The organism is Cypionkella aquatica (genome assembly GCF_030161095.1).
In the GTDB taxonomy this organism is placed as follows: Bacteria; Pseudomonadota; Alphaproteobacteria; order Rhodobacterales; family Rhodobacteraceae; genus Cypionkella; species Cypionkella aquatica.
Map to the genome: position 1 here is coordinate 325504 of NZ_BSPP01000010.1, position 18047 is coordinate 343550.

An 18047-nucleotide genomic window follows, 5' to 3' on the forward strand; every position below is an offset into this window, starting at 1 on the left:
GCCTTTGTCCGCAGCCTCCGCCAACCCCAGCCTGTTCCGGCGCTTTTGGGCGAATTATATCCATCGGCACAGCTGGGGCATCCTGTTGTGCCTGCTGTTGATGATCGTCGAAGGCAGCGCGCTTGGCGGCCTGTCCTACCTGCTGAAGCCTTTGTTCGACGTCGTCTTCACCCCCGGCGGCGAAACCGCGCTCTATGGTGTGGGGTTCGCCATCTTCGGTCTGTTCGCCGCACGCGCCTTCACGGTGGTGGTGTCGCGGACCTTGATCTGGTCGATCTCGCAAAAAGTCTCGGCCGCGATGCAATCTGATCTTTTGCGCCATATCCTGACGCTGGACGCGCCATTTTTTCAAACCAACCCGCCCGGCGTGCTGATCGAGCGCGTGCAAGGCGACACCGCCGCCGTGCAAGGCATCTGGAGCGCTTTGGTCACCGGCATCGGCCGCGATCTGTTGGGGCTGGTGGCGCTGATGGCGGTCGCGGTCTCGATTGATCTGCGCTGGACGCTGGCGGCGCTGATCGGCGCACCCTTGCTGATCCTGCCCGCCGCCCTCCTGCAACGCTATGTGCGGCGCAAATCGCGCGAACTGCGCGAGCAAGCCGGCCAACGCGCCACCCGGCTCGATGAGATTTTTCACGGCATCAACGCAGTTAAGTTGAACCGGATGGAAGATTACCAGACCACCCGCTTTCGCAACGTGCTGAAAACCATCCGCCGCGCCGAAGTGCGTTCGGTGTTTGGCCGCAGCCTGATGCCGGGGATGATTGATCTGGTGACGGGCCTTGGCTTTTTCGCCGTGCTGCTGATGGCAGGGGATGAGATTTCCTCGGGCCAGCGCACCACCGGCGATTTCATGTCGTTTTTCACCGCAATGTCGCTGACCTTCCAGCCTTTGCGCCGTCTGGGGGAAATGTCTGGCACTTGGCAAGTCGCCTCCGCCAGTCTGGAGCGGATCTATGCCCTGCTCGACTCCCGCCCCGCCTATCCGCGCCCGCAGATCAGCGGCACCGTGCCCGCCGCAGGTCCACCCGAAATCCGCTTTGACAATGTGACCTTCGCGCATGGCGACCAAGCGGTGCTGCACGGGCTGTCCTTTGTTGCCGAGGCTGGCAAAACCACCGCCCTTGTCGGCGCGTCAGGCGCGGGCAAAAGCACGGTGTTTCATCTGCTGACCGGGCTGCTGGAACCCGCTTCGGGTGCTATACTGATCGGCGGTGCCACAACCACGCAGATGTCGCTGGCCGATCAGCGCGCGCTCTTTGCCACCGTGACCCAGGATTCCGCGCTGTTTGATGAGACGTTGGCTGAGAATATCGCCCTTGGCCGCGCGGTTGATCCCGATGCGCTGGAACGCGCGCTGCAAGCCGCCCATGTGGTGGACTTTCTGCCAGCCCTGTCGCGCGGAGTGCAAACCCCGGTCGGGCCGCGCGGCTCGGCCTTGTCGGGCGGTCAGCGGCAGCGGGTCGCGATTGCGCGCGCGCTGGTGCAGGACGCCCCGGTGCTGCTGTTGGATGAAGCCACCTCGGCGCTGGATGCCCAATCTGAATCGGTGGTCGCGGGGGCCTTGGCTTTGGGCAGCTTGGGCCGCACCACATTGGTGATCGCCCACCGCTTGGCCACAGTGCGCGATGCCGACAAAATCGTGGTGATGGATCACGGCAGGGTTGCGGAAACCGGCACGCATGACCAACTTCTGGCACAGGGCGGGCTTTATGCCGGGCTCTACCGCCTGCAATTCAAGGACTAGATCATGCTGGGTGAAACCGCCGCCGACCGCCGCGTCTACACCGTCACCGGGGCCGATCGGCTGACATTCCTGCAAGGCATGGTCAGCAATGATGTGCTGCCCTTGGGGCGCGGCGATGGCGCGGTTTGGGCAGCGCTGCTGACCCCACAAGGCAAATATCTCGCCGATTTTCTGCTGATCGCCCAAGGCGACCGCCTGCTTTTGGACATCAAAGACAGCATTGCCGAACCCACCATCCGCCGCCTCTCAATGTATCGCCTGCGCGCCGATGTGCAATTTGCCGCCAGCGATCTGAAGGTCGCGCGCGGCTTGGGCGCGACCCCGCCCGGCGCGATCGCCGACCCGCGCCACCCGGCGCTTGGTTGGCGCGGCTACGGCGCCGCTGGTGGCGCACCCGAGATCGACTGGGACGCCATCCGCGTCGCCCATTGCATCCCCGAGTCCGGCATCGAGCTGATCCCCGATGACAGCTACCTGCTGGAATCCGGCTTTGAACGCCTGCACGGCGTCGATTTCCGCAAGGGCTGCTATGTCGGCCAAGAAGTCACCGCCCGGATGAAGCACAAGACCGAGCTGAAAAAGGGCCTGATCACCGTCAGCATCGACGGCGCAGCCCCCCCCGGCACCCCAATCTTGCAAGGCGAGAAACCCGCAGGCACCCTGTTCACCCAATCTGGCAACAAAGCCATCGCCTATTTGCGCTTTGACCGCAGCGATAACCTCACCGCAGGCAGCGCGAAAATCACGCTGTAATCCCTGCGCAATACCTCATCCTCTCTGCTTAAATATCCCCGCCGGAGGCATCCGACCTTTCAACCTATGCCCAAACCTCAAACCGCAAGCGCCGCATAATCCCGCGCCACCCGCGCCCAAGTTGCCTCGGAATTGGCCACCACCAACACCCCGAACCGCCGCGCCAGATCATAGGCACCGCCATCCAGAAACCGCGCCACGCCGCCCGCCGCCTGCACCGCAAGCACCCCCGCCGCATGGTCCCACGGATGCGGCTCTGGCCCCGAGATCACAAATTCCACATGCCCCTGCGCCATCAGCCGATATTCATGGCACGAACAGCGCAAGGATGTGACCCGGCCATACGCCAGCCCCGCCAACACCGCCGCCCGCTTCTGCGTGGCCTCAAACAGCCCCACCGGAATAAAGCCACACATCTGCGCCGGGTCCGCAACATCAGACACCCGCAACTGGGCTGCGCGCCCATCCGCCTGCACAAACCGCGCAGGCCCGCCCGCCACCACCTCGACCCAATCATCGCACAGCGGATCATACAGCAGGCCATAGCGCGCCACACCGTCCTGCACCGCCACCGCGATCATGCCAAAGCTCGCCAGCCCCTTGGCAAAGTTCCAGGTGCCATCGACGGGGTCCACGATCACCTGCCACCTTGGTCCCGCCATCGCCCCGCGCAGGCCCGGATCCGCCGCGACAGCCTCTTCGCCCAGCACCCGCGCCTCGGGCCAGCTTTGCGCCAGCAATGCGCCGATCATCGCCTCGGCCTCGGTATCAGCCACCGTCACCAGATCGGCAAAATCGCGTTTCTGGCTGACCTCGCCCACCTCAAGGGCGCGAAACCGGGGCAACACCACCGCTTTGCCCGCCGCCCGCATCGCCTGCAACACCTGATCCATCGCATCCGCCCCCTGCCAAACAAAAGGCCGCCCAAAAGGACGGCCCTGAATTTATCTATACCAAACCCGGCACTTATGCCCGCTCGGAATATTCCATCAGCTCGGTATGCACGATGATATCTTCATCCGGCCCGATGAACGGCGGGATCATGATGCGCACGCCATTGTCCAAAATCGCCGGCTTAAAGCTGCTGGTGGCCGTCTGGCCCTTTTGCACAGGCTCGGTTTCAACAACCTTGCATTTTACCTTTTGCGGCAGGCTGACGTTAAGCGGCTCTTCACCGAAATAGTTCACGGTCGCCGTCATGCCATCTTGCAGGAACGGCCGACGGTCGCCCAGCAGGTCAGCATCAATTTCAACTTGCTCGTAGGTTTCCGCATCCATGAACACCAAGCGCCCGTCGGTCTCATACAGGAATTGCTGGTCCTTATTCTCCAGCTCGACCTTTTCGACCTTGTCTTCCGACCGGAACCGCTCGTTCAACTTGCGCCCGTCGCGCAGGTTTTTCAGCTCTACCTGAGCGAAAGCCCCACCCTTGCCCGGTTTGACATGGTTGACCTTGACCGAGGCCCAAAGCCCCCCATCGTGTTCAATGATGGTGCCCGGCTTGATTTCGTTTCCGTTTATCTTCGGCATTGTGGCAAAACCTTGTCAAAAGGTTGAAATGAGTTAAGCGCCCCCTATATATCGGGTTCGACCGCCAAGCAAGACGACTAGATACAGTAGGATGTTTTCCAAGCTATGCGCGCACCGCAACTTAGGTATGCAAAACTTAGCCCCCCGAATCGTTATCAAAACGTTACAAGCGCGGAAGTTACGGAAAGACAAGAGCAAGAAAAAGGACGATGTGATGTTCGATACGGTTGACAGCACAGCCTTCAACTTTGAGCAAGGCCAGCGGGCGCGCAAGCTTTTTGCGGCGGTGGTTTTGGCTGCTTTGGATGATGCCATTGCAGACGACAAGAAATACGGCAACGGCCCTGATCAGATTGCGCGTTGGGCGCGGTCGCGCGATGGGCGTGAAGTTTTGTCCTGTTCGGGCATCGACCCGAACGAGCGTGTGGTCAAGGGCCTGATGGAATTCGTCTCCAAAGGCGTGCGCACTTCGGTGGCATTGTCGCGCGAAGAATCCGAGCGCCGTCACGCGCTGGAGTTGGAGCATGCCGAGGCTGCATAAGCCCGCGCTGTGACAGTTTAAGCTGCGCCAGACCAAGCAGTGAATTGATAAAAAGACGCGCCCTAGGGCGCGTTTTTTATGTGGTATCTTGGCTGCGGCGCGTCCGAACTGGCACTGTCAAAGGCACATAAGCCGTTCAAAAAGCGCTATTCAAACTCTTGCGCCGCCAAGGCCCGCGCGATTTCTGCCCGCACCAGTTTGCGGATGTTGCGGGTGATGCGTTCGCCCATCTTGCCCGCCAATTCTTCGCGCAGCATGTCACGCACCAATTCGCGCAGCACATCCTCGTCAAACCGCATGCCAAGATTGAACTCATCTTCCTCAGACGCCATCGCATCGTCGCTGCGGGGGTCAGGTTCAGCCAATTCGGCGATCACGCTGGCTTCGGCTTCATCTGCCCAGATCGGATCAGGTTCGACCGTGCCATGCAGCGCCACAGCGGGTGCGTCACTCTCATCCGAGCCATCCTGCTGCGCCCAACCCGGCATATCCAAAGCGGCAGTCTCGGCCTCATATTCAAAATGGTCATGGCGCTGTGCTGCGTCTTCGGCCAAAGCCTCGCCAAAATCGCCTGCATCCTCTTGTGGCATCGACCACGGATTGCCGAGCACATCTTGCGTCTGCGGCGCGGTGTCGCCGATCTCGGCCTCCCAATCATCGGGGGCGGCATCGACCGCCGCACCGACGCTGGCCACCACACCGCCCAGATCACGACCACCGCCATGCTGCGCGCCACCCACAGCCAACGGCTCTTCTTCGCCCAAATGCACGCGCGGCACGGCCACGAACATCGGCATCGCATCCGGCGCGGGCATCAGCACCGTCGTCTGTGCCAACGGCGGCACCATTTCAGCCATCGGCGCTTCCGCGACTGGGGTCTGCGCAACGGCCGCTTCCGCTGGCCGCGTCACCGCACCTTCTGCCCCAACCTCAGCCTGCACCACGCGCAGCGCGGGCGTCAGGATCAGCTTGTCACCCACCGCCACCGCACGCGGGCTTGGCCGCATGTCATCGGACACCAGCCTGCGAATAGACGACAACACATCCTCAATCTCGGTCGAACTCAACGGCTCTGACATCAAACGCTGCCCTACGCATTTCAAACTTTGTTATTCGTCTCCAGTGTAGCGACAGAACCCGGCCATGACAAGGAATTGGCGCAATACCCAGAACGATCAAGCGGATAGAGTGCCAAGCAGTTTAACGAAAACGGCCCCCGCACCGCATCCGGGCAGGGGCCGCTTGAAAATCAGACCGATCAGAACCGACTTAATTGCCGATCTTCTTCAAAATCTTGTCCAGCTTCTTGCCGCGGGTCGAGGTCAGCGGCGCCGATTTGACCGCGTTGTAATAGGCAGTCGGATCGAAGGTCGGGATGCCAAGGTTCAGCTGTTCAGCGGTCAACTGGCCCATGCTGGACAGCAATTGATAGACACCAACATAGCGGCTGGCCTCGGATTGCAGCTTGTCGGCGCGGGCCGACAGCAACTCCTGCTCGGCGTTCAGCACATCAAGCGTGGTGCGCGCGCCCAAGGTGGCCTCTTCGCGCACGCCGTCAAACGCCTTTTGCGCCGCCGTCACCTGCAAACCGCCAGCCTGGATCGAGGCTTGCTGCACCATCAGGTTGGACCAAGCCTGCCCCACCGCTTCGGACACATTCACCACCGATTGCAACTGCGCGGCCGCCGTGGCCTCTTTGCCCGCCAAGGCTTGCCGATACAAAGCCGAGCGTTCGCCACCCTGATAGATCGTGTCGCTGAACGTCACCGATCCCACCGTGTTGCCCGAGCCGCTCAGCCAGTCTTCCGTCACCGACAACTGGCTGCTGACCGTTGGCAAAAACGCCGCTTCCGCGATCTTGACGCGGATATCCGAGATTTTCACCTCGTGCCCCGCCTGAATGATCACGGGATGGTTGCGCACAGCAATCGCCCGCGCGGCTTCTTCCGATTTCGCCGCGAAAGGCAGCTTTGGCAGACCGGAAAGGTTGCTTGGGTAATGGCCGATTGCCGCCTTATACCGCTCGCGCGCCACTTCCAACGCGCCTTGCGCCGCAGCCAGACCCGATTGCGCCGCCGCACGGCGGGCTTCGGCCAAAGACACATCGGTCAGCGTCACTTCGCCGACATCAAAGCGGTCGCGCGCCGCCTGCAATTCCTGACTGATCAGCCGCACGTTGGATTCGCGCAACGACACGATCTCGGCCTGCAAACGCACATTGACATAAGCCGACACAGCATCCAGCAACACCTGTTGCTCGATATTGACCAGCGACGCCCGCGTGGCCAGCACGCTTTCTTTTGCCGCCTCAACCGCCAACTTGCCGCGCCCGCCCGCATAGATCACAAATTGAGCGGTCACGCCGACGGTGGCATCCTTGGTTTCCGTGTAAAACGGCCCGCTCACACCGCCAAAAGCGCTGGTTCTGAATGCGTTATCCAGCTTGGTCCAGCTGGCCTGCGTCACAAAGCTGACCACCGGCCGCAACTGCGCCAAGGCAATCGCCGCATCTTCATCCGATGCCCGCAGCACCGCCTGATTTTGATCCAGCAAATGCGAGGTTTTGTAAGCCGAGATCAGCGCATCCGCCAAAGTCTCTGACCGCGCGGCGGGGGCCGCCACCATTGCTGCCGTCACCGCCACTGCTGCCCAGAACTTCTGCATCACGACCTCATATATCTGCTCGCGCATTTTGCGCTTGTTGTCAGTGGCCAGATCACGCCCGGCCACCCCGTCCATCTTTTACAGCGCGAAAGCCGGCGCCTTGGCAAAGCCCGCCAACACCGGTGCCGTCGCATTGAACGCAAAGCGCCAGCTGACCCGACCATCGGCCTTATGCCCGATCTTGACCGAGCCCAGCGGCCCCTGCATGTAAATCGCCGCGATCCGGCCACCTTCGGCCAGTTGCGACAGCAAAGCTTCGGGCACGTCATGCACGCCGCCTTCGATCAGGATGATGTCATAGCTGCCAGCCGACCCGGCCTCCAGCGCGCCCGTCACCACCGACACATTGCCCACGCCCTGCCCGCCCAAAGAGCCTTGCGCAGCCCCCGCCAGCCCGGCATCAGCCTCAACCATCACGACCGAGGCCACCATGCGCGCCAAGACAGCCGCGCCATAGCCCAAACCGCCCGCAATATACAAAGCCCGATCCGTGGGCTGCACATCCAGCGCATCCAGCATCTTCGCCAAAGTGCGGGCCTCGACCATCACACGGCCAGCGCCGATCTCAATGTTCTCACCAACATAGGCGGCTTCGATTTTGGAATGGGGCACATAGGCCTCACGCTGCACCGACAGCATCGCCGCGATAATCGGAAATTTTGTGACATCCGAAGGCCGAACCTGAGTATCGACCATTGTCACGCGGCGGGCAGAAAAATCGCTCATCGTCTAAACTCACCAGTCTAGTTTGCGTCTCTTTCCTCTTGCCACATCTGATCGGACAGAGCAACGCCCCATCGCAACCGCGCGGCGATTGTGATGCGGCATTGGCCGCCAGTCAGCTTGCGCTGCCGCTAAATCTGGCACCAACCCAGCCCGAAGCCCGCCTGCCCAACTCTTTGAACTTGTCAGTGGCTCCGTCCAGTTTCGCGCGCCACACCGGATCGGGCTGCTGGCCTTCGGTGACTTTGAAAAACACCTGCAACAGACAGGCAATCGCAAACGGCTCGATCAGCGCGGCCTTCACCGCCCAAGCGAACAGAATGGCGAACACAAAGCCCCCCGCCGACCACGATCCCGGCAAAAGGTAAACCACCAATGCCGCCGGGGCCAACATCACCAGAAACACCACGAACGACAGCGCATAGCTGAACAAGGTCAACCAAGCCGCGTTGATCATCAAAGGCCTGGCATTTTGCGCATAAAGCACCAGCCCATCCTGCGCCGAGGCCCAAGGATTTTCCGCCTTTGTCTTGATGCCATGCGCCAAAATCACCTCATCGACCAACCCGACCGAGACTTTCAGATACGCCCGCACCACCCCCATCAACTGATCCACGCCCGGAATCGGCAGAAAATTCAGGATGCCTTGGATCAATCCCGTGACCACGCCCACCACCCCCTTGATCAACCGATCCAGCGCAAACAGGGCCGAGGCTTCGCCAAACCGCGCCTTCACCACCGCCGTCGCATGTTCAATCTGCCCACGCCCGCCCGGCACCGCGCCGCCCTGCATGATCTCGACCATCACCGCGATATGGCCGGCCTTCACGATATACAGGATATAATCACGCACGAAAAACAGCACACCCGCCGTCGCCGCAAAGCCAAACAGCCCACCGTAAAAGGTCGAGCTGACCTGAAAATCACCATCGCCAAACGCGCCGACACCCCAGCCAATCCCCGCCCCGGTGCCCGTCGCCAGAATAAACGCCGCCGAGATGCCAAAATAGACGATCACCCGAAACAGCACAAAAGGCGCTGTGCGCCGCATCAGGCCAAGAGCCTGCGACATCGAAAAGTCCCACATGAAAATCTCCAAATAAATTGCCGCTCAACAGGCTCAGAATTCGCCCGCACCGCGCGCAAAGCAAGAAGATTTATCAACGGCAGTTCGAGATAAATTTTCAGCAGGCGTTGGATGGAAACCCAAGATTAACCCAAACAGCCGCAAACTCAGGCAGCAGATCCCCTACAGGAGCCTTCAATGCCAAGCCTTAGCCCGACCGACGAGCTGTCAGAAATCCGCGCCACTCTGGCCCGCTTGAAAACCCGCGAGGCCAGTCTGTGCGCTGCATTGCACCTGGCGGCACAACATCCCACAGCCCCCGCGCCGCGTCCGGGCTGGCCGATCCAACGCGCAGGCACAGAGTTGCACTGAAACCCTTGCGAAAATCGCGGTGCCAAATCCAAATCGCAAAACAGCCATTGGGCGCAAAAACCACAACATGTTGTGGAAAATGCCCCAATAATCCGCCCAAATACACAAGTCTGTCCCCGCTGGGACAGAATCCGTCGCAAGATACCGCCGCAAAGCCACCCATGACACCGTCACGCGACGCGAAACCCTAGGCCCCGTCGCGCAGCCGGAATCGCTGGATTTTCCCGGTCTGGGTTTTCGGCAAAGCCTGCACAAACAGCACGCTGCGCGGATACTTATAAGGCGCGATCACCCGCTTTACATGATCTTGCAGCGCCTTGATCATCACCGCATCGCCCTCCCGCCCCGGCGCCAGCACCACATGCGCCTCGACAATCTGGCCGCGCTCTTCATCCGCCCGCCCAATCACCGCACATTCCAGCACATCCGCATGGCCAAGCAGCGCCGCCTCGACCTCTGGCCCCGCAATGTTATAGCCCGCCGAGATGATCATATCGTCCGAGCGCGCGGCAAAATGGAACCGCCCCTCGTCATCCTGCCAGAAACTGTCCCCGGTCAGGTTCCAGCCATCTTTGACATATTTATCCTGCCGCACATCTGCCAGATACCGACACCCGGTCGGCCCCCGCACCGCCAAACGCCCCACCTCGCCGCGCGGCAATTCCGCCATATCCGCACCTACAATCCGCGCCTGATACCCGGTCACTGGCCGCCCCGTGCAGCCGGGGCGATGATCCTCAAACCGGTTGGTCAGAAAGATATGCAGCATCTCGGTCGCGCCAATGCCATCCAGCATCGGCTTGCCGGTTTTCGCCATCCACTCCTCATAAACCGGGGCAGGCAAAGTTTCCCCCGCCGAAACCGCAGCCCGCAAGCTGGACAAATCCGCCCCCTCAGCCATCGCCTTCAGCATCACCCGATAGGCCGTGGGCGCGGTGAAACACACCGTCGCCTTATGGGTCTGGATCAGCTCGATCATATTGCCCGGCGTCGCCTGCTCCAACAACGCCGCCGCCGCGCCAAAGCGCAACGGAAACACCGCCAAACCGCCCAATCCAAAGGTAAACGCCAAAGGCGGCGAGCCTACGAACACATCCTCTGGCACAACATTCAGCACTTCTTTCGCATAGCCATCCGCGATGATCAGAATATCGCGGTGAAACGCCATGGCCCCCTTCGGCTCTCCGGTGGTGCCGCTGGTGAACCCGATCAGCGCCACATCATCGCGCCCGACTTTCGGCGCCACAAACCGCACCGGCTTCGACAAAGCCGCCCGATCCAGTTCCGCATCGTGGTTCGCGGTGCCGTCAAACCCGACCACCGTTTTCAAAAACCCCGAGGTTTTGGCGCAAGCTACCAATTCCTCCATCAGCCGCGTATCGCACAAAGCCAAAGCGATCTCGGCCTTATCGACAATCTGGCCCAATTCGCCCGCCCGCAGCATCGGCATGGTGTTGACCACCACCGCCCCCGCCTTGGTCGCACCCAACCAACAGGCCACCATCGCCGGATTGTTGGCCGACCGAATAAGCACACGATTGCCGGGCTTTATGCCGTAATCTTCAACCAACACATGCGCGATGCGGTTCGACCAATCGGTGAGTTCTTTATACGTCCGCTGCCGACCGTTGCCGATCAGCGCCGTATGGTCGCCAAAGCCCTTTTCCACCATGCGATCCGTCAATTCGACCGCAGCATTGATGTAATCGGGGTAGTCAAACCCATCCAGCAAATATTCAGGCTGCTGATCCGCAGGCGGCAAACGGTCACGGGTGAAGGTGTCGCTATGTCCAGTTGGTCCCAACATCACATCGCCTCCGGTATAACGGCCGTCGCCTCAATCTCGACCTTGGCGCGGTCCTCGACCAAAGCCACCACTTGCACCAGCGCCATCGCTGGATAATGCCGCCCGATCACCGCTTTATAGACAGCGCCCAAGCCCTTCAGGTTGCTCAGGTATTCCTGCTTGTCGGTCACATACCAAGTAAGCCGCACAAGATGCTCTGGCCCCGCCCCGGCACAGGCCAACACTTCGACAATACCGCGCAAAGCGGCCTCGACCTGGCCCACGAAATCATCAGTTTCAAACTCCTGATCCGCGTTCCAGCCGATCAATCCGCCCGTAAACACCATCCGCCCCGAGGCCGCGACGCCATTGGCATAGCCGCGCGCGGCTTTCCAGTTTTTCGGGTGCAAAATCTCATGGCTCATGCCGCGTCCTCCATATAAGCCTGCAGGCGCTCCCGCATCGCATCCGGCCAAGCGGCCGATTTCATCCCATCAATCCACACCAGCACCAGCGCCACCCGCAGCCGCACCTCCGCGCCCATGTGGCCTTCGATGCGAAGGCTGACCGACGATCGCCCCAGCTTTTCGACCTTCAGCGAAAACAGCACCTTATCGCCCAGCCGCGAGGGCGCGACAAATTCCGCAGTCAGCGAAACCGTCGGCACCCCGTTGCTTGCATTTTGGTGCATCGACGCAAAACTGCGCCCCACCACATCGTTGAAAAAGTTCTCAACGACCGAGTTTGTCATCTCGAAATAGCGTGGATAAAACACGATCCCCGCCGGGTCGCAGTGGTTGAACTCAATCTGGGTGAGGCGCTGATAAACCATGGCTCAGTCGTTGGCTTCGGGCGGCAGGAAATCCACATCATGCGCCGCCGAGGTCGCAACCACTTCGGGAATATCGGTCATGTTGTGCAGTTTTTCGAACAAAGCCTCCAGCTTGCCCGCAGGCGAGACCCAGAACAGCGCACGGCACGGCTTGTCGGATTTGTTGAAATAGCCATGCGGAATTCCGCGCGGCATCCGCACCAGATCACCGGCGCGGGCGGTCTGCCATTTGCCATCAAGCTTCAGCTCCAACTGGCCTTCCTGCACCAGAATGAACTCGTCCTGCGTGTGATGGATATGCACAGGCACAAACTGCCCGGCCTCGCTGTTGGTCTCAAAGCTGTAGGTGCTGTCGCACGAGGCTTTGGGGAAATACCGCTGACCAAGGATGTTCAGCATCCGGCCATGATAGGCCGCGCCATTTGCGGTGATACCGCCGTCAAGATCTGCCATTTTAGTCCTCCTTGAGTGAACACAAAATTATCAAATTATCCCAGAATACTGCGCGCAATCACCACCCGCTGCACGTCCGATGCACCTTCATAGATGCGCAAAGCCCTGATTTCGCGGTAAAGCGCCTCAACCACCACGCCATGCCGCACGCCGTCGCCGCCATGCAGTTGCACCGCCATGTCGATCACTTTCTGCGCGGCCTCGGTGGCGTATAGCTTGGCCATCGCGGCCTCTCGGCTGACCCGAGCAGCCCCCTGATCCTTGACCCATGCCGCGCGGTAAATCAGCAGGGCCGCTGCATCAATCTGCAACGCCATATCGGCAATATGCCCCTGCACCATCTGCAATTCAGACAGCGCCGCCCCCTGAATCCGCCGCGATTTCACCCGCGCCAAAGCCTCATCCAATGCCCTGCGCGCAAAGCCCAAAGCCGCCGCGCCCACGGTGGATCGAAACACATCCAACACCGACATCGCGATCTTGAAACCATCCCCGGCCTTCCCGATCAGCGCGGATTCGGGCAAAATCACATCCTGCAACGCCAGATGCGCCAAAGGATGCGGTGCGATCACCTCGATCCGCTCCACCACCCGCAGCCCCGGCGTATCGGCAGGCAGCAAAAACGCCGACAGCCCCTTGGCACCCGGCGCTTCCCCGGTGCGCGCAATGATCACATAAACATCGGCAATGCCACCATTCGAGATATAGGTCTTCTCGCCGTTCAGCACCCAACCACCCTGCCCGCGTAAGGCCGTGGTGCTGGTCGCCGCCACATCCGACCCCGAGGCAGGTTCCGTCAGTGCAAACCCCGCAATCGCCGTCCCCGCCCGCGTCCGCACCAGCCATTCCCGCTGACTATCCGAGCCGAACAGCGACACCGCCCCCATGCCAAGCCCCTGCATCGCAAAGGCAAAGTCCGCCAGCCCATCATGCCGCGCCAAAGTCTCGCGGATCAGACACAAGCTGCGCACATCCAGCTTTTCGCCCGCAGCGGCGGCCGAGTGCTGCAACCACCCCCCGGCACCCAAACCAGCCACCAAACCCCGGCAGGCCGCATCAACATCGCCGTGATCGACCGGCAGATTTGCCCCAGCCCAAGCCTCCAACGCCGCCGCCAAAGCCCGATGACGGTCCTCAAAAAACGGCCAACTCAGAAAACTCTCATCCGCCATGTTTCATCCGTTCCTAAATATCCCGGGGTCCGGGGCAGCGCCCCGGGGCTTGCCGAAAGCGCCTTAATCCCCCGCAAACACCGGCTTTTCCTTGGCCACGAACGCCCGATAAGCCCGCTCAAAATCCTTGGTCTGCATACAGATCGCCTGCGCCTGCGCTTCGGCCTCAATCGCCGCCAGCAGCCCCATATCCCATTCCTGCAAAAGCTGAGTTTTGGTCACACCATGCGCAAACGTCGGCCCCGCCGCCAACCGCCGCGCCAGAACCATCGCCTCGGCTTCCAGATCGGCGCTGTCATGCAAAGCGTTCCAGAACCCCCAGCGCTCGCCCTCCGCCGCCGTCATCACCCGGCCCGTGTAAAGCAATTCCGCCGCCCGGCCCTGCCCGATGATGCGCGGCAGCATCGCACAAGCGCCCATATCGCAGCCCGCAAGCCCCACCCGCGTGAACAGAAACGCGCATTTCGCTTCCGGGGTCGCCAGCCGCATATCGGCGGCCATCGCCAAAATCGCGCCCGCCCCGACCGCCACACCGTCCACTGCCGCAATCACGGGTTTCCCGCAGGAAATCATCGCCTTGACCAGATCGCCGGTCATCCGGGTGAACGCCAGCAAGTCCTTCATCGGCAGCCCGATCAGCGGCCCGATAATATCATGCACATCGCCGCCCGAGCAGAAATTGCCGCCATTTGAGGCCAGCACCACCACATCCACATCATCCGCATAGACCAGATCGCGGAACAGATCGCGCATCTCGGCATAGGACTCGAACGTCAGCGGGTTCTTGCGCTCGGGCCGGTTCAGCCGCAGCACGGCGACGCGATCAGAGACCTCCCACAGAAAATGCACAGGGCTGATATCTGCCAGTTTCATTTGCCCATCCTTTTCAAAATCTCGGTCAGCGCGTCCAGATCAGCCTCGGACAAACCGCCAAACAACCGGTCCACCGCGCGTTCATGATCAGCCGCCAGCCCCTCAAACTGCGCCAGCCCTTCCGGCGTCAGCGCCACAAAAACCGTGCGGCGGTCCTGCTCGGATTGCGTGCGCCGCACCAAACCGTCTTTTTCCAACCGGTCCACCACCGCCGTCGCATTGCCGTTGGACACCAGCAGCATCCGGCTCAACTCAGACATCGTGACGCCATCCCGCCGCCGATACAGCGCCGCCAGCACGTCAAAGCGCGGCAAGGTGGTGTCGTGCTTCACCCGCAAAAACTCGCGCAGATGGCTTTCCGAGCCGCGCGTCACCCCCAGCATCCGTATCCACATCTTCAGCCGACGCTTGGAAAGCTCGCTCACACCTCGCCCCCCGCAATCGTCACGGCCTGCCCGTTCACGCCTTCCGACCCCGGCCCGCACAAAAACAACGCCATCGCGGTGACTTCCGAAGGCGCAATCAGCCGTCCCTGCGGGTTCATCGCCGCCAGCACTGCCCGCGCCTCGGCCAGCGATTTCCCGGTTTTCTCGGCAATCACCTCGACCGAGTGATCGGTCATCGGCGTGTCCAGAAACCCCGGACATATCGCGTTCACCGTCACCGGACGCCGCGCGATTTCCAACGCCAGCGACCGGGTCAGCCCCACCACGCCATGCTTCGCCGCCGCATAGGGTGCCACCTTGGCATAGCCCTTCAGCCCCGCCGTCGACGCGACCGAGATCAACCGCCCCCAGCCCGGCATCTGGTTCAGCCCGTCGCGCAGGGTCAAGAAAACCCCGGTCAGATTGACTGCGATCATCACATGCCACTGCGCAAGACTGGTCTTCGCCATCACCGTCGAATCCGCAGCCCCCGCATTGGCGATCACCACATCGCATAGCCCCGCCTGCTGAAACATCGCCCGAACCGAGGCTTCATCCGTCACATCCGCCTGCACCGCCCGTATCCCCGGCGCGGCAGCCGCAACCGCCTGCAGCGCGTCCAGCCTGCGCCCGGCGATCACCACCTCGGCCCCGGCTTGCGCAAAGCCAATCGCAAGGTTCTCGCCTGCGCCCGAGCCACCGCCAGTAATCAGAACCCGTTTGCCAGACAGCGTCATACCCGGATCACGCCTTCCGATTTTTGGGCCAATCGCTGCGCCTGATCGCGGCCCGCATAATAGGGCTTCGGCCACGCTGTCGCAGTGTCGCCCAGCGCCACCGATTGATGCAAAGTCCAGTACGGGTCAGCCAGATGCGCCCGCGCCAAGCAGACCAGATCGGCCCGACCTGCCAGCAAGATCTGGTTCACCTGATCGGCCTCGGTGATATTGCCCACCGCCATTGTCGCCAGACCAGCCTCATTCTTGATCCGGTCGCTGAATGGCGTCTGGAACATCCGACCATAGACAGGCTTTGCCTCGGTCGAGGTCTGGCCCGCCGATACATCAATGATATCCGCGCCTTCCGCCGCGAACATCTGAGCGATCAGCACAGCCTCGGCTGGCGTCACGCCACCTTCAGCCCAATCGTTGGCCGAGATACGCACTGCCATCGGCTTTTGTCCCGGCCAATAGCGCCGCATCTCGCGGAACACTTCCAGCGGATAACGCATCCGGTTTTCCAAGCTGCCGCCGTATTCATCGTCCCGCACATTCGACAGCGGCGAGATGAAGGACGAGATCAGATAGCCATGCGCCGCGTGCAATTCGATCATATCGAACCCTGCCGCTTCGGCCATTTCGGTGGCTTTGATGAAATGGCGCAGCACCGTGTCCATATCATCGCGGTCCATCGCTTTCGGCACCTGATTGCCTGTCTGCCATGGGATGGCGCTTGCACTCAGCAGCGGCCAGTTGCCCGACACCAGCGGCGCATCGGCATCCGCCCAGCCCACTTGCGTCGAGCCCTTCCGCCCCGCATGCCCGATCTGGCAGCAAACCTTGGCCTGCGTTTCGGCATGGATGAAATCGACAATGCGCTTCCAACCCAGCATGTGCTTTTCAGAATAAAGCCCCGGACAGCCGGGCGTGATCCGCGCATTGGCGGTCACACAGGTCATTTCGGTATAAACCAGCCCAGCGCCGCCTTTGGCGCGTTCGGCGTAATGCACGAAATGCCAATCGGTCGGCGTGCCTTCCACCGCGCGATACTGCGCCATGGGCGAGACGACGATGCGGTTGTCCAAAGTCATGCCACGCAACTGAAACGGAGTGAACATCGGCGCGCGCCCCGGTTTGCCGCCATGTTGCGCCGCAAACCAATCTTCCGCGCTGCGCAGCCAAGCCGGATCGCGCATCCGCAAGTTTTCATGACTGATCCGCTGCGAACGCGTCAGCAGCGAATAGGCAAACTGTGGTGCTGGCATATCGAGATAGCGCTCGACCTCCTCAAACCACTCCAGCGAGTTGCGCGCCGCCGATTGCAGCCGCAAAACTTCCACCCGCCGCTCTGACTGATAGCGCTCAAACGCCGCCTGCATGCTCGGTTCGGAATGAAGATACTCAGCCAAAGCAATCGCGCTATCAAACGCCAGCCTTGTGCCAGAGCCGATCGAGAAATGGCTGGTCGCCGTCGCATCGCCCATCAGCACGACATTCTCGTGATACCATTGCGCGCAAATCACCCGCGGAAACTGCATCCACACCGCCGAGCCGCGCAAATGCGCCGCGTTCGACATCAGATCATGGCCGCCAAGGTGACGCTCAAAGATCTTGCGGCAGGTTTCCACGGTTTCTTCCTTGGACATCGCCTCAAAGCCCCACAACTCCCAAGTGTCGGCGCTGCATTCGACGATGAAGGTCGCGGTGTCTTTGTCGAACTGATAGACATGCGCCCAGACCCAGCCATATTCGGTTTTCTCGAAGATGAAGGTGAAGGCGTCGTCGAACTTGGCATGCGTGCCCAGCCAGACGAATTTGCACTTGCGCAGATCAATATCGGGCTGGAACACATCGGCATATTCGCGCCGCACAAGGCTGTTCAAGCCATCGGTCGCCACCACCAGATCAAACTCGCGGCGATATTCCTCGGCCGATTTGAACTCGGTCTCAAACCGCAGATCCACACCCAATTCGCGCGCCCGCGCTTGCAGTAAGATCAGCAGCGCCTTACGGCCAATGCCCGCAAACCCATGCCCGCCCGACACCGTGCGCAAGCCGTTGTGCACCACCGCAATATCGTCCCAATAGGCAAACTGGCTGCGAATGGCATCGGTGCTGACCGGATCGTTCTTTGCCATCCGCCCCAAGGCATCATCCGACAGCACCACGCCCCAGCCAAAGGTATCATTGGCCTTGTTGCGCTCCATCACCACGACCTCATGGGCCGCATCGCGCAGCTTCATCGAGATCGCAAAATACAGACCCGCCGGACCACCGCCCAAACACAGAACCTTCATGGCAATCCCTCCAATGCGTTTAGGACAGCCTGCCATCCCCTCAAAACAATTTCAAGCTTGAAATTTCTCGCTTGAAATTTTCCCGCCCTGCCGC

General features: G+C 61.1%; 19 protein-coding genes. 4 read left to right on the plus strand and 15 right to left on the minus strand.

What is annotated here, in order from left to right:
* Positions 1-4: 4 nt before the first annotated feature.
* Positions 5-1747 carry an ABC transporter ATP-binding protein gene (locus tag QQJ98_RS14505; protein ID WP_284326062.1) on the plus strand — a complete coding sequence of 581 codons (1743 nt, stop codon included), beginning with the start codon at positions 5-7 and terminating at the stop codon, positions 1745-1747.
* A 3-nt stretch (positions 1748-1750) separates the two neighbouring features.
* A complete protein-coding gene (ygfZ, locus tag QQJ98_RS14510) occupies positions 1751-2500 on the plus strand; it encodes a CAF17-like 4Fe-4S cluster assembly/insertion protein YgfZ (protein WP_284326063.1) in 750 nt (249 codons plus the stop codon).
* Between the two features lie 77 nt (positions 2501-2577).
* On the opposite strand, the gene QQJ98_RS14515 is transcribed toward ygfZ, so the two are convergent.
* Both QQJ98_RS14515 and efp read right to left on the minus strand, forming a co-directional pair.
* Positions 2578-3393, minus strand: a complete 816-nt coding sequence (locus QQJ98_RS14515) for an inositol monophosphatase family protein (RefSeq protein WP_284326064.1) — start codon at positions 3391-3393, stop codon at positions 2578-2580.
* Positions 3394-3466: 73 nt separating this feature from the next.
* Complete coding sequence (gene efp, locus QQJ98_RS14520) at positions 3467-4030, minus strand: elongation factor P (protein ID WP_284326065.1); 564 nt, start codon at positions 4028-4030, stop codon at positions 3467-3469.
* A 214-nt stretch (positions 4031-4244) separates the two neighbouring features.
* On the opposite strand from efp, the gene QQJ98_RS14525 reads away from it, so the two are divergent.
* The gene (locus QQJ98_RS14525) at positions 4245-4571 is read left to right on the plus strand and encodes a DUF6280 family protein (protein ID WP_284326066.1); all 327 of its coding nucleotides are present in this window, start codon (positions 4245-4247) and stop codon (positions 4569-4571) included.
* 146 nt (positions 4572-4717) lie between these two features.
* On the opposite strand, the gene QQJ98_RS14530 is transcribed toward QQJ98_RS14525, so the two are convergent.
* The 4 genes from QQJ98_RS14530 to QQJ98_RS14545 form a co-directional block, all read right to left on the minus strand.
* Entirely contained in the window at positions 4718-5650 is a 933-nt protein-coding gene (locus tag QQJ98_RS14530) for a hypothetical protein (RefSeq protein ID WP_284326067.1), read from the minus strand.
* Positions 5651-5840: 190 nt separating this feature from the next.
* Positions 5841-7262, minus strand: a complete 1422-nt coding sequence (locus QQJ98_RS14535) for a TolC family outer membrane protein (RefSeq protein WP_284326068.1) — start codon at positions 7260-7262, stop codon at positions 5841-5843.
* A 51-nt stretch (positions 7263-7313) separates the two neighbouring features.
* Positions 7314-7961: a protein-L-isoaspartate O-methyltransferase family protein gene (locus QQJ98_RS14540; RefSeq protein ID WP_284326069.1), complete on the minus strand. Its 648-nt coding sequence runs from the start codon at positions 7959-7961 to the stop codon at positions 7314-7316.
* 112 nt (positions 7962-8073) lie between these two features.
* On the minus strand, positions 8074-9045 hold the full coding sequence (locus QQJ98_RS14545; RefSeq protein WP_284326070.1) for a hypothetical protein: 972 nt from the start codon (positions 9043-9045) through the stop codon (positions 8074-8076).
* A 177-nt stretch (positions 9046-9222) separates the two neighbouring features.
* Between QQJ98_RS14545 and QQJ98_RS14550 the strand changes: the two genes are divergently transcribed.
* Positions 9223-9396, plus strand: a complete 174-nt coding sequence (locus tag QQJ98_RS14550; RefSeq protein ID WP_284326071.1) for a hypothetical protein — start codon at positions 9223-9225, stop codon at positions 9394-9396.
* A gap of 187 nt (positions 9397-9583) precedes the next feature.
* Here QQJ98_RS14550 and QQJ98_RS14555 read toward each other — a convergent pair whose 3' ends face one another.
* The 9 genes from QQJ98_RS14555 to QQJ98_RS14595 form a co-directional block, all read right to left on the minus strand.
* Positions 9584-11203 carry an AMP-binding protein gene (locus QQJ98_RS14555; protein ID WP_284326072.1) on the minus strand — a complete coding sequence of 540 codons (1620 nt, stop codon included), beginning with the start codon at positions 11201-11203 and terminating at the stop codon, positions 9584-9586.
* Positions 11203-11607: a RidA family protein gene (locus QQJ98_RS14560; RefSeq protein WP_284326073.1), complete on the minus strand. Its 405-nt coding sequence runs from the start codon at positions 11605-11607 to the stop codon at positions 11203-11205. The genes QQJ98_RS14555 and QQJ98_RS14560 overlap by 1 nt, the downstream gene beginning before the upstream one ends.
* Positions 11604-12014 (minus strand): acyl-CoA thioesterase, encoded by a 411-nt coding sequence (locus tag QQJ98_RS14565; protein ID WP_284326074.1) that lies wholly within the window; start codon positions 12012-12014, stop codon positions 11604-11606. Before QQJ98_RS14565 ends, QQJ98_RS14560 begins: the two co-directional genes overlap by 4 nt.
* A gap of 3 nt (positions 12015-12017) precedes the next feature.
* Positions 12018-12467 (minus strand): cupin domain-containing protein, encoded by a 450-nt coding sequence (locus QQJ98_RS14570; protein ID WP_284326075.1) that lies wholly within the window; start codon positions 12465-12467, stop codon positions 12018-12020.
* Positions 12468-12502: 35 nt separating this feature from the next.
* Positions 12503-13639: an acyl-CoA dehydrogenase family protein gene (locus tag QQJ98_RS14575; protein ID WP_284326076.1), complete on the minus strand. Its 1137-nt coding sequence runs from the start codon at positions 13637-13639 to the stop codon at positions 12503-12505.
* A gap of 63 nt (positions 13640-13702) precedes the next feature.
* Complete coding sequence (locus QQJ98_RS14580; protein WP_284326077.1) at positions 13703-14512, minus strand: enoyl-CoA hydratase family protein; 810 nt, start codon at positions 14510-14512, stop codon at positions 13703-13705.
* Positions 14509-14937, minus strand: coding sequence for a MarR family winged helix-turn-helix transcriptional regulator (locus QQJ98_RS14585; protein ID WP_284326078.1), 429 nt, complete (start codon positions 14935-14937; stop codon positions 14509-14511). The genes QQJ98_RS14580 and QQJ98_RS14585 overlap by 4 nt, the downstream gene beginning before the upstream one ends.
* Positions 14934-15674 carry an SDR family NAD(P)-dependent oxidoreductase gene (locus QQJ98_RS14590; RefSeq protein WP_284326079.1) on the minus strand — a complete coding sequence of 247 codons (741 nt, stop codon included), beginning with the start codon at positions 15672-15674 and terminating at the stop codon, positions 14934-14936. The genes QQJ98_RS14585 and QQJ98_RS14590 overlap by 4 nt, the downstream gene beginning before the upstream one ends.
* Entirely contained in the window at positions 15671-17953 is a 2283-nt protein-coding gene (locus tag QQJ98_RS14595) for a bifunctional salicylyl-CoA 5-hydroxylase/oxidoreductase (protein WP_284326080.1), read from the minus strand. The genes QQJ98_RS14590 and QQJ98_RS14595 overlap by 4 nt, the downstream gene beginning before the upstream one ends.
* Between the last annotated feature and the right edge of the window lie 94 nt (positions 17954-18047).

Bases quoted from the DNA above. Each gene is read 5' to 3' on its own strand.
- ygfZ (WP_284326063.1), top strand. From the start codon at position 1,751: ATGCTGGGTGAAACCGCCGCCGACCGCCGCGTCTACACCGTCACCGGG.
- QQJ98_RS14515 (WP_284326064.1), bottom strand. From the start codon at position 3,393: ATGGATCAGGTGTTGCAGGCGATGCGGGCGGCGGGCAAAGCGGTGGTG.
- efp (WP_284326065.1), bottom strand. From the start codon at position 4,030: ATGCCGAAGATAAACGGAAACGAAATCAAGCCGGGCACCATCATTGAA.
- QQJ98_RS14525 (WP_284326066.1), top strand. From the start codon at position 4,245: ATGTTCGATACGGTTGACAGCACAGCCTTCAACTTTGAGCAAGGCCAG.
- QQJ98_RS14530 (WP_284326067.1), bottom strand. From the start codon at position 5,650: ATGTCAGAGCCGTTGAGTTCGACCGAGATTGAGGATGTGTTGTCGTCT.
- QQJ98_RS14535 (WP_284326068.1), bottom strand. From the start codon at position 7,262: ATGCGCGAGCAGATATATGAGGTCGTGATGCAGAAGTTCTGGGCAGCA.
- QQJ98_RS14540 (WP_284326069.1), bottom strand. From the start codon at position 7,961: ATGAGCGATTTTTCTGCCCGCCGCGTGACAATGGTCGATACTCAGGTT.
- QQJ98_RS14545 (WP_284326070.1), bottom strand. From the start codon at position 9,045: ATGTGGGACTTTTCGATGTCGCAGGCTCTTGGCCTGATGCGGCGCACA.
- QQJ98_RS14550 (WP_284326071.1), top strand. From the start codon at position 9,223: ATGCCAAGCCTTAGCCCGACCGACGAGCTGTCAGAAATCCGCGCCACT.
- QQJ98_RS14555 (WP_284326072.1), bottom strand. From the start codon at position 11,203: ATGTTGGGACCAACTGGACATAGCGACACCTTCACCCGTGACCGTTTG.
- QQJ98_RS14560 (WP_284326073.1), bottom strand. From the start codon at position 11,607: ATGAGCCATGAGATTTTGCACCCGAAAAACTGGAAAGCCGCGCGCGGC.
- QQJ98_RS14565 (WP_284326074.1), bottom strand. From the start codon at position 12,014: ATGGTTTATCAGCGCCTCACCCAGATTGAGTTCAACCACTGCGACCCG.
- QQJ98_RS14570 (WP_284326075.1), bottom strand. From the start codon at position 12,467: ATGGCAGATCTTGACGGCGGTATCACCGCAAATGGCGCGGCCTATCAT.
- QQJ98_RS14575 (WP_284326076.1), bottom strand. From the start codon at position 13,639: ATGGCGGATGAGAGTTTTCTGAGTTGGCCGTTTTTTGAGGACCGTCAT.
- QQJ98_RS14580 (WP_284326077.1), bottom strand. From the start codon at position 14,512: ATGAAACTGGCAGATATCAGCCCTGTGCATTTTCTGTGGGAGGTCTCT.
- QQJ98_RS14590 (WP_284326079.1), bottom strand. From the start codon at position 15,674: ATGACGCTGTCTGGCAAACGGGTTCTGATTACTGGCGGTGGCTCGGGC.
- QQJ98_RS14595 (WP_284326080.1), bottom strand. From the start codon at position 17,953: ATGAAGGTTCTGTGTTTGGGCGGTGGTCCGGCGGGTCTGTATTTTGCG.